General features: G+C 73.1%; 12 protein-coding genes. 8 read left to right on the top strand and 4 right to left on the bottom strand.

Annotation, left to right across the window (positions count from 1 at the left end; translation table 11 throughout):
- Positions 1–32: 32 nt before the first annotated feature.
- Genes NHG27_RS12150 through NHG27_RS12135 form a run of 4 tightly spaced genes read right to left on the bottom strand, consistent with a single transcriptional unit; the run spans position 33 to position 5,681 of the window.
- Positions 33–1,433, bottom strand: coding sequence for a type III PLP-dependent enzyme domain-containing protein (locus tag NHG27_RS12150; RefSeq protein WP_193718898.1), 1,401 nt, complete (start codon positions 1,431–1,433; stop codon positions 33–35).
- The gene (locus NHG27_RS12145) at positions 1,430–2,284 is read right to left on the bottom strand and encodes an IclR family transcriptional regulator (protein WP_193718897.1); all 855 of its coding nucleotides are present in this window, start codon (positions 2,282–2,284) and stop codon (positions 1,430–1,432) included. The genes NHG27_RS12150 and NHG27_RS12145 overlap by 4 nt, the downstream gene beginning before the upstream one ends.
- Positions 2,281–3,921 (bottom strand): N-acyl-D-amino-acid deacylase family protein, encoded by a 1,641-nt coding sequence (locus tag NHG27_RS12140; protein ID WP_497016459.1) that lies wholly within the window; start codon positions 3,919–3,921, stop codon positions 2,281–2,283. The genes NHG27_RS12145 and NHG27_RS12140 overlap by 4 nt, the downstream gene beginning before the upstream one ends.
- Positions 3,918–5,681 carry a beta-N-acetylhexosaminidase gene (locus NHG27_RS12135; protein WP_497016458.1) on the bottom strand — a complete coding sequence of 588 codons (1,764 nt, stop codon included), beginning with the start codon at positions 5,679–5,681 and terminating at the stop codon, positions 3,918–3,920. Before NHG27_RS12135 ends, NHG27_RS12140 begins: the two co-directional genes overlap by 4 nt.
- 118 nt (positions 5,682–5,799) lie before the next feature.
- Here NHG27_RS12135 and NHG27_RS12130 point away from each other — a divergent pair, with 118 nt between their 5' ends.
- From NHG27_RS12130 to hemQ, 8 genes are all read left to right on the top strand, one after another.
- On the top strand, positions 5,800–6,165 hold the full coding sequence (locus NHG27_RS12130) for an ACT domain-containing protein (RefSeq protein ID WP_497016457.1): 366 nt from the start codon (positions 5,800–5,802) through the stop codon (positions 6,163–6,165).
- Positions 6,166–6,246: 81 nt separating this feature from the next.
- Entirely contained in the window at positions 6,247–7,266 is a 1,020-nt protein-coding gene (locus tag NHG27_RS12125; RefSeq protein ID WP_497016456.1) for a LacI family DNA-binding transcriptional regulator, read from the top strand.
- A 284-nt stretch (positions 7,267–7,550) separates the two neighbouring features.
- Positions 7,551–9,254, top strand: coding sequence for a glycoside hydrolase family 13 protein (locus NHG27_RS12120; protein WP_497016455.1), 1,704 nt, complete (start codon positions 7,551–7,553; stop codon positions 9,252–9,254).
- Positions 9,255–9,319: 65 nt separating this feature from the next.
- Positions 9,320–10,705: an extracellular solute-binding protein gene (locus NHG27_RS12115; RefSeq protein ID WP_497016454.1), complete on the top strand. Its 1,386-nt coding sequence runs from the start codon at positions 9,320–9,322 to the stop codon at positions 10,703–10,705.
- A gap of 251 nt (positions 10,706–10,956) precedes the next feature.
- On the top strand, positions 10,957–11,913 hold the full coding sequence (locus NHG27_RS12110) for a carbohydrate ABC transporter permease (RefSeq protein ID WP_497016453.1): 957 nt from the start codon (positions 10,957–10,959) through the stop codon (positions 11,911–11,913).
- 62 nt (positions 11,914–11,975) lie between these two features.
- Positions 11,976–12,944: a carbohydrate ABC transporter permease gene (locus tag NHG27_RS12105; protein ID WP_497016493.1), complete on the top strand. Its 969-nt coding sequence runs from the start codon at positions 11,976–11,978 to the stop codon at positions 12,942–12,944.
- 128 nt (positions 12,945–13,072) lie between these two features.
- Positions 13,073–14,269, top strand: a complete 1,197-nt coding sequence (locus tag NHG27_RS12100) for a ferrochelatase (RefSeq protein WP_193718893.1) — start codon at positions 13,073–13,075, stop codon at positions 14,267–14,269.
- 67 nt (positions 14,270–14,336) lie between these two features.
- A complete protein-coding gene (hemQ, locus tag NHG27_RS12095; RefSeq protein ID WP_193718892.1) occupies positions 14,337–15,071 on the top strand; it encodes a hydrogen peroxide-dependent heme synthase in 735 nt (244 codons plus the stop codon).
- Positions 15,072–15,135 lie beyond the last annotated feature (64 nt).

Below are 15,135 nucleotides of genomic sequence, written 5' to 3'. Positions count from 1 at the left end.
TCCTGCGGGAGGTGCCGGGTGGTCCGGCGCGGTCAGAACTCGGTGCCGACGATGTCGATCACCTGGTCGTCGTCGGTCACGACGGCGGCCACGCGCCACTTGTCGAAGAGCGTGCACGGGTGCGAGATCCCGAACCCGACGACGTCGCCGGGCCGGATCCGTGCCGTGACGGGGGTGCTGCCCGCGGGCGTGGGGTCGATCGTGAGGTACAGGTGCTGGTCGTTGAGACCCGTGACGCGCGTGCCGGCGAGGTCGTGCGCGGGGCGCAGGTCACCGTTCTCGTCGAGCGTGCGGACCCACAGGGCAGTGGGCAGGTCGATGTCGTAGGACACGTCGCGCCGCCCGACCCCGCACAGGACCAGCCCGGGCTCCGGCACGGAGAGCACCTGACCCCACACGACCGCAGCCGCGTGCATGGGCTCGCCGCCCGGGATGCGGTCCCACGGGTCCATGCGTGCGCAGAACCCGTGGTCGTGCGTGAGGTAGGCGCCCGAGCGCACGACGACGCGCACGTCACGCGTGATCGAGGACCCGTCCGGCCCGTCGGTCCCGGTGCTGCCGGGGACGGTGAGCGGCCCCGGCAGCTCGGCGAGCACGACGTCGAGGAACGAGCTGCCGCCCGCGGTCACGACCACGGGCTCGTCGTCGGGCACGAGGCCCTCGCGGACGAAGGCCGCCGCGACGTCGCGCAGCCCGCGGCAGTAGGCCGTGACCTTGGCCAGGTCCTCGGGCGTGGTGCCGCCCGCGGCCGAGCCCTCGTACCCGGCGACGCCCGGCAGGCGCAGGCCCGCGGCACGCACGGCGCGGGCCAGGCCCAGCGCGTCGGCGGTGCTGCGCACGCCCGTGCGCCCGCCCGGGACGCCGACCTCGACGAGCACGCCCAGCCCGGCGACGACCTCGGGGGAGGCCCCGGCGAAGCCGCGCGTGAGCAGACCGACGCCCTCGATCGAGTCGACGTAGACCCACACCTCGAGCGGCGTGCCGCCTGGGGCGACCGAGGCCTCGAGCTCGCGGCGCAGCCACGCGATGTCGCGCGGGTCCACGAGCTCGTTCGCGAGGAACACGCGCTCGACGCCCCACGTGCGGACCACGCGCAGCTGGGACGGGTTCGCGACCGTCGCGCCCCACGCCCCGGCGCGCGCCTGACGGGCGTAGAGCCCGCGGGACATCGCGGTCTTGACGTGCGGCGCGTGCTCGACGCCGTGCTCGGCGCACAGCCGCGCCATGAGCGCGACGTTGTGGTCGAGGGCCGCGTCGTCGAGCGTCAGCAGCGGCCACGAGAAGGTGTCGTCGGTGATGCGGGGCGAGCCGGCGAGGACGTCGGCGACGGTCCGCTCGGCGTCGAGCCGCAGGCCCTTGGTCGCGGGCCCGACGACGAGGCCCGGGTCCTCCGGCACGGTCGCGCGGCCGGACGGCTGGGTGGGGTGGGTCATGCGTTCCTCCCGGTGGGTTCGTAGCCGCAGCGCACGGAGCCCATGCCGGCGGAGACCGCGCGGGCGGCCAGCACGACGAGCGGGCCCAGCTCGCGCACCCGGGCGGGTGGCATGTGCGAGGCGAGGGCGGAGACGGAGAGCGCGCCGATCGCGGTCTCCGTGTGGTCGACGACGGCGGCCGCGACGCAGCGGACCTCGGCCTCGTTCTCGCGGTCGTCGATCGCGTAGCCGCGCTGGGCGACCGTGCGGATCTCCGCGCGCAGGTGGTCGGGGTCCGTCACGGTCCGGTCGGTGACGGCGGGCATGGGGTGCTCGACGACGGCGTCGAGCAGGTCGACGTCGCTCGCCGCGAGGATGGCCTTGCCGACGCCCGTGCAGTACAGCGGCATGCGGCGGCCGATGCGCGAGGCCATGCGCACGACCGCGGTGTTCTCCTTCTTGTCGATGTAGACGACGTCGAGGCCGTCGTGCACCACGAGATGGCACGTCGCGCCCGACGCGCGCATGAGGGCCGCGAGGTGCGGCTCCGCGACCGTCCGCAGGTCCAGCCCCTCGAGGTAGGCCTGGCCCAGGCGCAGCGTCCCGGCGCCGAGGACGAACCGCCCGCTGGGCGTCCGCCGGACCAGGTGGACCTCGACGAGCGGGGCGAGCAGCCGGGAGACGGTGCTCTTGTGCGTCCCCAGGACGTCGGCGAGCTCGATCAGGCTGAGGCCCCGGGCGGCGTCGTGGCGCAGGGCGTCGAGGATCGCGAGGGCTCGACGGAGCGACTGCGACGAGTTCCGGGCGGCGTCGGAGGCCGGGCTCCCGGCGCCCGGCGCACCGGAGGTCGTGGCGCGTGCACCAGCCGTCATGCGCGGCCCGCCGGGACGGTCGGCCGCAGCGCGCGCCCCGGGGTCGCACCGGTGGGCTGCCCGCCCGCGAGCACGGGGACCCCGGCGACGAGCACGTCGTCGATCCCGGTCGCGGGCCGGCGCGGGTCCTCGTACGTCGCGACGTCCTGCACGGTCTGCGGGTCGAGGAGCACGACGTCGGCCCGGGCACCGGGCGCGAGGCGGCCCCTGTCGGTGAACCCGAACCGCTCGGCGGCGGCCGTGGACAGGTGCCGCTCGGCGTCGTGCCACGTCCAGTCGCCGAGCGTGCGCACGTGCTCGGCGAGGAAGCGTGCGAACGCCCCCCAGCCGCGCGGGTGGGGGCGGCCGCCCTGGTAGATCGCGTCCGACCCGCCCATCTGCGCCGGGTGGCGCAGCAGCGCCCGGACGGACTCGGGCGAGTTGGTCGGCGGCTGGGCGAACACGCAGCCCGCGCGCAGGTGGGTCGAGACGAGGATGCGCAGGGTCGTGTCGACGGGGTCGAGACCCAGGCGGTCCGCGACGTCGAGCAGGGGCATGCCCTCGCTCCACCGCAGCTCGCCGGGGACGGCGGCCATGGTCACGCGACCCCAGAGGTCCGCGAGGCCGGGGAAGTGCTCGGCCTTGAGGCGCGCGACGACGTCGGGGTCCTGGAGCATCGCGACCGTGGCGTCCGGGTCCGCGATGGGCAGCCACGTGGGGAGCGAGACCATCGAGAGGATCGAGCAGCCGCGCAGGTACGGGTACGAGTCGAACGTGACGTCGAGCCCGGCCTCGCGGGCGTCCTCGACGTAGCCGATCAGCTCCGCCGCAGGACCGTGGTAGTGCGAGACGTGGGTCGCGACCCCGGACGCCCGCGCGACGCGGACCAGCTCGGCCATCGCGGTCCCGGCCTTGTCCTCGTAGCCGCGCATGTGGCTCACGTGGGGCAGGCCGCGCTCGGCGAGGACGCGGGCCAGGGCGACGAGCTCGTCGTCGGTCGCGTTCGACGCGGGGGCGTACTCCAGGCCTGTCGACATGCCGCACGCGCCGTCGTCGAGGGCCTCGCGCAGCAGGTCCGTCATGCGGTCGATCTCGGTGGGGGTCGCGGGCCGGGCCGCGCCGCCCAGGACGCCGTACCGGAGCGTGCCGTGCGGCACCAGGTAGGCGACGTTGAGGGGGGTGCTGCCCTCGTAGGTCGCGAGCAGGTCCGCGACCGACCCGCCCCGGAACGTGGGGTGCTCGCCGTTGATCGCGCTGAAGTACCCGGTCGCCCAGGTGTGCGCGTCGGGGGTGCCGGCCGCGACGGGCAGCGGCGCGGAGGGGGCGTACGACACCCCGTCCTGCCCGACGACGATGCTCGTCACGCCCTGGCGCAGCATCGCGAGCTGCACGTCCGGGTCCAGGACCGCGGCCTCGCCGTGCACGTGCGAGTCGATCAGCCCGGGCAGCGCGACGCGTCCCGCCGCCTCGACCACGTGTGCGCCTGCGGGTACCTGCACGCTCCCCGCGGCCACCACGTCGAGGATCGTGTCGCCCGCGACCAGCAGGTCGACGGGCTCCGAGAGCCCGTCCGGGGTCGTGAGCCGTGCGCCGCGCACGACGAGCGTCACGCCCGCGTCCCGTCCGCCGGCGTCGCCCGTCGTCTCCGTGGTGCTCATGCCTGTCCCTCCGAGTGCTCGTCCCGTCCCTCGACCCAGCCGCCCACGCCTGCCCAGCCGCCCGCGGCCATCTCCTGGTCGAGGTGGCGCAGGAAGCCGTGCACGCCGGGGCGCTGCTGCCACGGCGTGGGCCCGCCGAGCGGGCGGTACTCCACGCCGGCCGCGTCGAGGCGCGGCAGGTGGTCGTGCTCGAGCCGCGCGAGGAACTCGGCCGAGGCCGACCCGCCCGGGGTGCGCTCCGCCGTCGGGCTCCAGACCACCTCCGCGAACGCCGCGAGGCGCGGGAACGTCGCGTAGTCCACGCGGCGCGGCGAGTCGAGGTGCTCGGACCAGACCTCGGCCTGGGCGCCCAGCAGGCGACCGGGCGCGGAGTCGAGACCCGGGTGCTGTGCCAGGACCTCGGGCGGGAACGGGTCGAACGCGTAGACGTCCTCGACCGTGCGCAGGAAGCCGACGGGGACGGGCTCGTCCTCGCCGTCGCCCGCGCGGTGGTCGAGGTAGACGACCTGCTCGGGGGCCATGACGACGTCGTTGCCCGCCTCGAGCGCGTCGGCACCGACCGTGAAGCCGCGCCACGCGGTCACGACGACGTCGCGCGGGAGCTGCTCGCCGAAGCCCTCGTCCCACACGACCGCACGGCGCCCCCTGGCCGTGACGTGCTCGCTCAGGCGGGCCAGGAACCAGCCCGCGAGGTCGGCGACGTCCGCCAGGCCGCGCCGCTCCGCGAGGGCCACGATCGCCGGGTTCTCGCGCCACAGCGTCGTGGGGACCTCGTCGCCGCCGATCGCGATCCAGGGGGAGTCGAAGACGCTGCAGACCTCGTCCAGGACGTTCTGGAAGAACTCGAGGGCCTCGTCCGACGGGTCGAGGACCTCGGTGCTCACGCCCCACGTGGTGCGCACCGTGTGCGGGGTCTTGCGCGTCCCGAGGAACGGGTAGGCCGCGACGGCGGCCTCGACGTGCCCGGGAGCGTCGATCTCCGGCACGACGACGACGCCCCGCTCGCGCGCGTAGGCGACGATCTCGCGCAGGTCGTCCTGGGTGTAGAAGCCGCCGTGCGGGCGCCCGTCGAAGACCCCGGTGCGCCACGTCCCGACGTTCGACTCGGCGCGCCAGGCGCCGACCTCCGTGAGGAGCGGGTAGCGGTGGACCTGCATGCGCCAGCCCTGGTCGTCCGTGAGGTGGAGCTGGACGACGTTGAGCTTGTGCGCGGCCGCGAGGTCGATGAACCGCATGACCTCACGCGGGGGCAGGAAGTGCCGGGCGACGTCGAGCAGCACGCCGCGCCAGCCGAAGCGCGGGTGGTCCTCGATCGTGAGGGCGGGCAGGAGGGCGGCGGACGCGGGGGCGTCGGTGGCCGCGGTGACCGGCGCCGTGCGGTACGCCTGCGGTCCCGCGAGCTGGCGCAGCGTCTGGACGCCCGCGTGCGCGCCGGCCACGTCCGCGGCCGTGAGCAGCACGGCCTGCGGGGTGATCTCGAGGCGGTAGCCGCCTGCGGGCCGCGAGGCGTCGAGGGCGAGGGTCACGCCTGCCGGGCCGGCGTCGTCGGGCTGCGCTGCGGAGCGGGGCGCGGCGCTCACGGCGAACGGCAGGTCCAGGCCGAACGCGTCCTCGGTGGTCCGGCGCCACCAGCGCGCGGCCGGGGCGAGGGCCGGGTCCGTGCGGACGGGCGTGCCGTCGGTCAGCGGAAAGGTGCCGGTGGCGGGGTGCAGGCTCACGGGCGCGGGCAGGAGCCCGGGCGAGAGGGTGGGGGCGCTCACGCGTCGAGCCTAACCACGGCCTGGCGCTCGTGAAGTGCCGCGCACACGGGTTGTTGTGCAGTGCACACCGCTCGTGCGGGAGATTCGCGTGTCGGCGGCCCGGCCTAGGCTCGCGGACATGTCCGCCCAGAAGCTCCGCCTGCTCGACTCGTTCTTCACGCTCGCCCACGAGCCCCACTCCGCGTTCCCCGACGACGACGAGTGGGTCGCGCTCGTCCGCGCCCCCGAGGGGCTCACGGTCCTGCGCGAGGCCTCGCCGTTCGGCGGCGACGGAGACCGGTGGGCCGGCTTCTACGGCGACGCCCACGGGCTCGGCAAGCCCGGGATGCTCGCCGCGATCGTCGGGCCGCTCGCCGACGCGGGCATCGCGGTGTTCGTCGCCTCGACGTTCCACGCGGACCTCGTGCTGGTCCCCGAGGACTCGGTCGAGGCCGCCACGGACGTGCTCACCGACGCGGGGCACACGGTCGCGCGAGGCCGCTGACGGCACGACGCGCGATGGTGGCCGCCCGTCGGGTTGCGCAAGCGAACGCAAGCCGCTTGCGCGCTGCGTATAGTCAGCAGCATGTCCAGACGACTTGCCGAGGTGGCCAAGAAGGTCGGCGTCAGCGAGGCCACGGTCAGCCGCGTGCTCAACGGCAAGCCGGGGGTCTCCCAGGCGACGCGCGACTCCGTCCTCACAGCCCTCGACGTGCTCGGGTACGAGCGCCCCACCAAGCTGCGCGGTGAGCGCGGACGGCTCGTGGGCCTCGTGCTCCCCGAGCTCGCGAACCCCATCTTCCCCGCGTTCGCCGAGGTCATCGGCGGTGCGCTCGCGCAGCAGGGGTTCACGCCCGTGCTCTGCACGCGCACCGCGGGCGGCATCACCGAGTCCGAGTACATCGACCTGCTGCTCGGCCAGCAGGTCTCCGGGGTCCTCTTCGCGGGAGGCTTCTACGCCCAGCGCGAGGCCGACCACGAGCCGTACCGGCGCCTCGCCGAGCGCAACCTGCCCGTGGTGCTCATGAACGCCTCGATCGAGTCGCTCGACTTCCCCCGGGTCTCGTGCGACGACGTCGTGGCCATGAACCAGGCGCTCGGGCACCTCCTGTCGCTGGGGCACCGCAGGATCGGGCTCCTGCTCGGGCCCACCGACCACATCCCCTCCGAGCGCAAGCTCGCCGCGGCCCATGCGCTGGCGGCCCGGCACGGCGTGACCATCGACCCCGCGCTCGTCCAGCACAGCCAGTACTCGCTCGAGAGCGGCCAGGCCGCCTCGGTGCGGCTCCTGGACGCCGGGGCGACCGCGATCGTGTGCGCGAGCGACCCCCTCGCGCTCGGTGCGATCCGCGCGGTGCGCCGGGCCGGCATGCAGGTCCCGACCGACGTGTCGGTCGTGGGCTACGACGACTCGGCGCTCATGAACTCGACCGACCCCGCGCTCACGACCGTCCGCCAGCCCATCGAACCCATGGGGCGAGCCGCCGTGGACCTGCTCGCGAGCATGATCGCGGGCGCCGACGTGTCGCGCGACGAGCTGCTGTTCGAGCCCGAGCTCGTGGTGCGCGGCTCGACCGCGCCGCTGCGGAGCGCCAGGACCGACTAGCCTGCTCGGCCGCTGACGAGGGCGCCGTCCCGGGGACTCCCCGGGGCGGCGCCCTCCGTGCTGCCTGCCCGCCTCGGCGCGTGCTCGGCGACCAGCCTCGGCTAAGGTCGCGTTTTGATAACGCTGCTGTCGAGTTCTTGCGTGCTTGCTGTCGAGTGATTACGTTGATGCCCAGGACGACCGATCCCCGGATCAGGAGTCCACGGCGAGCCCGCCCGGGTCGCCGCGCTCGACGCAGAGCACCCGTTCACCGCTGAACGGGACGGACGGAAGACGAGGACACGGTGCGCGAGGACGACTCGACCCGAACGACGGCCGACCCCACCTGGTGGCGGGACGCGGTCATCTACCAGGTGTACGTGCGCAGCTTCGCGGACGGTGACGGCGACGGCACGGGGGACCTGGCCGGCGTGCGGCAGCACCTGCCCTACCTGCGCGACCTGGGCGTCGACGCGATCTGGTTCACCCCCTGGTACCTGTCCCCGCTCGCCGACGGCGGCTACGACGTCGCGGACTACCGCGAGATCGACCCGCAGTTCGGCACCCTCGCGGAGGCCGAGCAGCTCGTCGCCGAGGCCCGCGCGCTGGGCATCCGCACGATCGTCGACGTCGTGCCCAACCACGTCTCGGCCGCGCACCGCTGGTTCCAGGCCGCGCTCGACGCAGGCCCCGGCTCGCCCGAGCGCGAGCGCTTCTGGTTCCACCCCGGCAAGGGCCCGGGCGGCGACGAGATGCCCACGCACTGGGTCTCCGACTTTCAGGGCACCACCTGGACCCGCACCGCGAACCCCGACGGCACGCCCGGCGAGTGGTACCTGCACCTGTTCACGCCCGAGCAGCCGGACCTCAACTGGAACCACCCCGACGTCCGGAGCGAGCACGAGGACATCCTGCGGTTCTGGTTCGACCGCGGCGCCGCCGGCATCCGCATCGACTCCGCCGCGCTGCTCGTCAAGGACGCGACGCTCCCCGAGGTCCCGGCCCACCCCGGCCCGGGCGAGCACCCCCACGTCGACCGCGACGAGATCCACGACATCTACCGCGGCTGGCGCGCCGTCGCCGAGTCCTACGACGAGCCGCGCGTCCTGGTGGGCGAGGTCTGGCTCGCCGACCGTGCCCGGTTCGCGCAGTACCTGCGTCCCGACGAGATGCACACCGCGTTCAACTTCGACTTCATGGCCCGTCCCTGGGACGCCAAGGCGCTGCGCGAGTCCGTCCAGACGACGCTCGACGCGCACGCCCCCGTGGGCGCGCCCTCCACGTGGGTCCTGTCCAACCACGACGTGACCCGCCCCGTGACGCGCTACGGCCGCGAGGACAGCGCGTTCGCCTTCCCGGCCAAGCGCTTCGGGACGCCGACCGACCTGGCCACCGGACGCCGTCGGGCACGGGCAGCCGCCCTGCTCTCCGCCGCGCTGCCCGGCTCCCTGTACGTCTACCAGGGCGACGAGCTCGGCCTGCCCGAGGTCGAGGACCTCCCGCTCGACGTCATCAACGACCCCATGCACTTCCGGTCCGGGGGAGTGGACCCCGGCCGCGACGGCTGCCGCGTCCCCCTGCCGTGGACGCGCGGCGGGAGCAGCCACGGGTTCGGGCCCGACGGCGGCGCTCACCCCTGGCTGCCCCAGCCCGCCGGGTGGGGCGACCTGTCCGTCGAGGCCCAGGCCGACGACGACGCGTCGATGCTCAGCCTCTACCGCCGCGTCCTCGCCCTGCGCCGCGCCGAGCCCGCGTTCCGCAGCGGCTTCGCGTGGGCCGACGACGTCCTGGCCGGCGACGCGACCGGCCAGGTGCTCGCCTTCACGCGCGGCGACGTGCTGTGCGTCGTGAACCTCGGCCCCACCGTCCCGCTGCCCGCCGGGTACGAGGTGCTCCTGGCGAGCGACGACCTCGAGCAAGGGCCCGCGGGCGCCGAGCTCCCCACCGACACGGCCGCGTGGCTCCGGCGCACCCCGCCCGGCCGCGCGACCGGCACCACCCCCGCCTGACAGCGCCCGACACGCACCACCCGACACGCACGACCCGCACACCCGCCCGACAAGGAGCAGAGACAATGAAGTCCACACGCCGCGCGATCGCCCTCACCCTCGTGGGGGCCCTCACCGCCACCGCACTCGCCGCCTGCTCGAGCTCCGGCTCGGGCGACGACGAGTCCGCCGACGGGAAGACCACCCTCAAGGTCGTGTCCCTCCTGCCCGGCTCCGAGCCCGAGGCCGTCGCCGCCTTCAACGAGCAGGTCGAGCAGTTCGAGGACGCCAACCCCGACATCGACGTCGTGCCCGAGGAGTACGAGTGGAAGGCGACCACGTTCGCCGCCCAGCTCGCCGGCGGCACCCTGCCCGACGTGTTCGAGATCCCGTTCACCGACGCCAAGACCCTCGTCGAGAACAAGCAGATCGCCGACCTCGACACCCAGTTCCGCACCCTGCCCTACGCCGACGCGTTCAACCCGGCGATCATCGACGCCGGGACCGGCCCCGACGGGCACGTCTACGCCATCCCCGCCAAGAACGTCTACGGCGTCGGCCTCCACTACAACCGAACCCTGTTCGAGTCCGCGGGCCTCGACCCCGACTCGCCGCCGACCACCTGGGACCAGGTCCGGGAGTACGCCAAGAAGATCGCCGACGCCAACCCCGGCGTCGCGGGCTACGCACAGATGACCCAGAACAACACGGGCGGCTGGCAGCTCACCGTCAACACCTACTCGCGCGGCGGACGCGTCCAGGACGTCGACGACGACGGCAGGGCCACCGAGTCGCTCGACAACGACGGCACCAAGGAAGCCCTCGAGTTCCTCCAGGCCCTGCGCTGGGAGGACAACTCCATGGGCAGCAACTTCCTCCTCGACTGGGGCACCATGAACGAGGCCTTCGCCGCCGGGCAGGTCGCGATGTACACGTCGGGCTCCGACGTCTACACCTCGATGGTCCAGTCCAACGGGCTCGACCCCTCGACCTACGGCCTCACCGCGCTGCCCCTCGACGGCGACGACGCCGGCGTCCTCACGGGCGGCACGCTCGCCGCGATGCCCGCCCAGGCCACCGACGACAAGAAGGCCGCCGCGGTCAGGTGGATCGACTTCTTCTACCTCAACAAGCTCGTCGACCAGGACGCCGCCGTCAAGGACGCCCAGACGCTCGTCGCGAGCGACCAGCCCGTCGGCACCCCCGTGCTCCCCATGTTCAGCAAGGAGCAGTACCAGGAGAACCAGACGTGGATCAAGGACTACATCAACGTCCCGCTGAACCAGATGACCGGGTACACCGACACCATGTTCGACCTGCCCCTCGTCGGTGAGCCCTCGCAGAAGACGCAGGAGATCTACGCGCTCCTGGACCCCGTCGTCCAGGCCGTGCTGACCGACGAGAACGCCGACATCGACACGCTGCTGGCGGACGCGAACAAGCAGGCACAGGCACTGCTCGACCAGGGGTGACGTGCTGGGTGAGGTGACGCGGGGGACGGGGCCGGGCCTTCCATCCGGCCTCGTTCCTCGGCCTCCCGCCAGACCCGCCACGGCCCGGCCCCGTCCCCCGCATCCCCTTCCGGCCCTGCCCCCTGTCTCGCCCGGGCTCACCCGGAGCTCGTGAGAGCTCGTGGCCCGGCCCTCGTTCTCCCGGTCGGTCGCGAGCCCCCTGGCGACCGACCGGGAATCCTCCTCTTCTCCCCGACCCCGAAGGACCTTCCGTGACCGCGACCAGTGCACCACCGCGCAGACGCCACGAAGCGCCTGCCGACAGGCCCGCCCGACGACGGTCGCCCGCGACCTGGGTGCGCGGGGGCGGGCTCAGCAACCTGATCTTCCTGCTGCCCGTGATCGTGATCTTCGGGGTCTTCTCGTGGTTCCCCATCGTGCGCGCGCTCGTCATGAGCGTGCAGGAGACCAACCTCGTCGACACCCGGTTCGTGGGGCTCGACAACTTCCGGTACGTCCTGGCGGACCCGTTGCTGTGGACCGCGGTCAAGAACACGGCCTACTTCGCGTTCCTCGCGCTGCTGTTCGGCTACCCGATCCCGCTCGTGGCGGCGGTGCTCATGAGCGAGGTGCGGCGGTACAAGGGGCTGTACTCGGCGCTCGCGTACCTGCCCGTCGTCGTGCCGCCCGTCGTGGCGGTGCTGCTGTGGAAGTTCTTCTACGACGGCAGCCCCAACGGTGTCTTCAACACCATCCTTGGCTGGGTGGGGCTGGGCCCCTACCCGTGGCTCCAGGACGCGACGACCGCGATGCCCTCGCTCGTCCTGGCGGCCACGTGGGCAGGAGCGGGCGGCACGATCATCATCTACCTCGCGGCCCTCACGAGCGTCCCGCCCGAGCTCTACGACGCGGCCGAGGTCGACGGCGCGGGCGTGTGGCGCAAGGTGTGGCACGTGACCATGCCCCAGCTGCGCGGGGTCCTGTTCATCACCCTGATCCTGCAGGTCATCGGGACCGCGCAGGTGTTCCTCGAGCCCTACCTGTTCACGGGCGGCGGCCCCGCGAACTCGACCATCACGATCCTGCTGCTCATCTACAACTACGCGTTCGCGAACAGCCTGGGCGGCAACTACGGCGCGGCGACGGCCCTGTCGCTCATGCTCGCGCTCGCCCTCGCCGCCTTCTCCGCCCTGTACTTCCGCCTGACCCGGTCCTGGAGCACCTCATGACGACCTCGCGCACAGACCGTCCCGCCTCGCCCGTGGAGGTCTCGGCCCAGGGCGGCGGCCCGATGGCCGGGCTCGCCGAGAAGGCCTACCTGACCCGGCGCGAGGGCGACGCGGCGCGTGAACGCAGGCGGCGCCGTCGGGCCCTGGACGCCGTGGCGGACCGGGGTGCGGTGTCCGTCGCGGACTGGCGGCGCCCCTCGGTGCGGTTCGGGATGGGCGGCACGCACGTGCTGCTGCTCGTGCTGCTCGTCGTCGCAGGGCTCGGGCCCATGCTGCTGCTCGCCAAGTTCGCGGTCACGCCCACCCAGGACATCCTGCGCACGCCCATGGCGATCTTCCCGAACGGCATCGCGTGGGACAACCTCGACAAGGCGTGGAACGAGGTCCAGGTCAGCAAGTACTTCTTCAACACGATCTGGCTCGCGCTCGGCTCGTGGGCCGTGCAGATGGTCGTCGCGACGACGGCCGGGTACGCGCTGTCGGTCCTGCGCCCGCGCTACGGCAGGGCGATCCAGGCGGCGGTGCTGTCGACCATGTTCATCCCGGCCGTGGTGCTGCTCGTCCCGCTGTACCTGACGATCCTGGACCCGCCCCTGCTGGGCACCTCCCTCATCAACAGCTTCTGGGCCGTGTGGCTGCCCGCGGGCGCGAGCGCGTTCAACGTGCTGCTCGTGCAGCGCTTCTTCGACAACCTGCCGCGCGAGGTCTTCGAGGCCGCGCGGGTCGACGGCGCGGGACCCTACCGGCTGTTCTGGTCGATCGTGCTGCCCATGTCCAAGCCCATCCTGGGCGTGGTCTCGGTGTTCGCGATCATCGCGAGCTGGAAGGACTTCCTCTGGCCCCTCCTGGTCCTCAAGGACCCGCTGATCCAGCCGCTGTCGGTGCGTCTGCCCGCGATCGCGGCCACGACCGACAAGGGCGTGTTCCTCGCGGCGCTCGCGATCTCGACCATCATCCCCGTGCTGCTGTTCCTCGTGTTCCAGCGCACGTTCCTGCAGGGGGCGGGGCTCGGGGGAGCGGTCAAGGGGTAGCCCCGGGGCGGCGGTCCCACGCCCCCGCCGAGGACGAGGCGCGTTCTGACGAACTGTCCCGTCAATGTCACGTCGGCCTCGATCCTCTCGGGCGGGGAACGTCCAGGAACGACTGAGAAGATGGCGACATGCCCTCGTACTCGCCCCAGACGACGGCCGCCGGACCCGGTGCACGGACCAGCACCGCTCCTGCCGCTGCCGCAGAAGTCCGCCCCTACGACGCCCTCCTCCTGTACTCGTTCGGAGGGCCCAACAAGCCCGAGGACGTCGTGCCGTTCCTGCGCAACGTCACGGTCGGCAAGGGGATCCCCGACGAGCGTCTCGAGGAGGTCGGAGAGCACTACTACGGGTTCGGGGGCAAGAGCCCCATCAACGAGCAGAACCTCGCGCTCAAGGCAGCGCTCGAGGAGGAGCTCGCGGACCGCGGGATCGACCTGCCCGTCGTGTGGGGCAACCGCAACTGGGAGCCCTACACGCGCGACGCCGTCGAGCAGCTCGCCGAGGCCGGCGCCCAGCGCGTCGTGGCCCTCGTGACCTCGGCCTTCTCGTCCTACTCCGGGTGCCGTCAGTACCGGGAGGACCTCGCGCTCACGCTCGACGCGCGCGGTGAGCTCGGTGCCGACGGCTCGACCGGCATCCAGTTCGACAAGGTGCGCTCGTACTTCAACCACCCCGGGTTCGCGCAGGCGAACATCGACGCGGTGCTCGAGGGCTACGAGGCGCTCGCGGCCAAGGGGGGCGACGTCACCGAGGCCCGCCTCGTGTTCGTCACGCACTCGATCCCCCTGACCATGGAGGCCGCGTCGCGCATCTCGCACGCGACCTACTCGCGCCAGCACCTCGACCTGGCCCGCGTCGTCGCGGAGGAGGTCTCGGCGCGCCTCGGCCACGAGGTCGAGTGGAACCTCACGTTCTGCTCGCGCTCGGGCCCGCCCGCGCAGCCGTGGCTCGAGCCCGACGTCAACGACCACCTGGAGTCGCTGGCCGCCGACGACGTCACGAACGTCGTGCTCTCGCCCATCGGCTTCGTGTCCGACCACATGGAGGTCGCGTACGACCTCGACACCGAGGCCATGGAGACCGCGGCGCGGCTCGGGATCACCGCGGTGCGCGCCGGCACGGTCGGCACCCGTGCCCCCTTCGTCAAGGGACTCGTGGACCTCGTGCTCGAGCGTGCGGCGATCGCCCGCGACGAGAAGTTCACGGAGGCCGTGGTCGGAGAGCTCGGCCCGTTCCGCTCGGTGTGCGCGCCGGACTGCTGCCTGCGCCGCGACGGGGAGCCCAGCGGCATCCCGGCGCTGTGCAGCACGGACCTGCACCGCTGACCCGACCCGCACGACTCCCGGGACGTCGACGGACCGGGAGCACGACGTACTTCAGAGAGGCACGACGATGAACGACGCACACCGCGTCCCCGTGGACCACGAGCAGATCAACGACTCGATCCGCTACACCATGTGGTCGGTCTTCGCGCTGGCCGAGTCCCTGCCGGCCGATCCCGCCGAGCGCACCGAGATGGTCGAGGCCGCGCTCGCCGCGGTCGGCGGCGGCGACGACCCGGCGGCCGTCGACGGCGACCTCGTGGTCCGCGGGTGGTACGACGTGGGCGGCCTGCGCTCCGACGCGGACCTCATGGTCTGGTGGCACGGCCCGACCGTCGAGTCCGTCCAGGGCGCGTACCAGCGCCTGCGGGCCAGCGAGCTCGGCCGTCACCTCGAGCCGGTCTGGTCCAACGTCGCGCTGCACCGCCCGGCCGAGTTCAACCGCGGGCACGTCCCGGCCTTCCTCATGCACGAGGAGCCGGGGGCGTACCTGTGCGTGTACCCGTTCGTGCGGTCCTACGACTGGTACCTCCTGCCCGACGCGGAGCGTCGCACCATGCTGCGCGACCACGGTCTGGCGGCCCGTGACTACCCGGACGTGCGCGCCAACACGGTCGCGTCGTTCGCGCTGGGCGACTACGAGTGGCTCCTGGCCTTCGAGGCCGCCGAGCTGCACCGCATCGTCGACCTCATGCGCGAGCTGCGGGCCACCGAGGCGCGCCGCCACGTGCGCGAGGAGACACCGTTCTTCACGGGCCCCCGGACGACGCTGATCGAGTGGGCGGGGCGTCAGCCGCTGTCCTGAGCCCGGGTCGTGCCGCTGGGTGCGGAGCGGCCGTCGCGGATCCTGCCGATCTGCGACAGCCGCT

The organism is Oerskovia sp. 140933 (genome assembly GCF_059651515.1).
Note: the sequence above shows the minus strand (reverse complement) of the source record. Positions and strands in the feature narration are given on the sequence as shown.

Coding starts and splice junctions, on each gene's coding strand:
- NHG27_RS12150 (WP_193718898.1), bottom strand. CDS start 1,433: ATGACCCACCCCACCCAGCCGTCCGGCCGCGCGACCGTGCCGGAGGAC.
- NHG27_RS12145 (WP_193718897.1), bottom strand. CDS start 2,284: ATGACGGCTGGTGCACGCGCCACGACCTCCGGTGCGCCGGGCGCCGGG.
- NHG27_RS12140 (WP_497016459.1), bottom strand. CDS start 3,921: ATGAGCACCACGGAGACGACGGGCGACGCCGGCGGACGGGACGCGGGC.
- NHG27_RS12130 (WP_497016457.1), top strand. CDS start 5,800: ATGTCCGCCCAGAAGCTCCGCCTGCTCGACTCGTTCTTCACGCTCGCC.
- NHG27_RS12125 (WP_497016456.1), top strand. CDS start 6,247: ATGTCCAGACGACTTGCCGAGGTGGCCAAGAAGGTCGGCGTCAGCGAG.
- NHG27_RS12115 (WP_497016454.1), top strand. CDS start 9,320: ATGAAGTCCACACGCCGCGCGATCGCCCTCACCCTCGTGGGGGCCCTC.
- NHG27_RS12105 (WP_497016493.1), top strand. CDS start 11,976: ATGGCCGGGCTCGCCGAGAAGGCCTACCTGACCCGGCGCGAGGGCGAC.
- NHG27_RS12100 (WP_193718893.1), top strand. CDS start 13,073: ATGCCCTCGTACTCGCCCCAGACGACGGCCGCCGGACCCGGTGCACGG.
- hemQ (WP_193718892.1), top strand. CDS start 14,337: ATGAACGACGCACACCGCGTCCCCGTGGACCACGAGCAGATCAACGAC.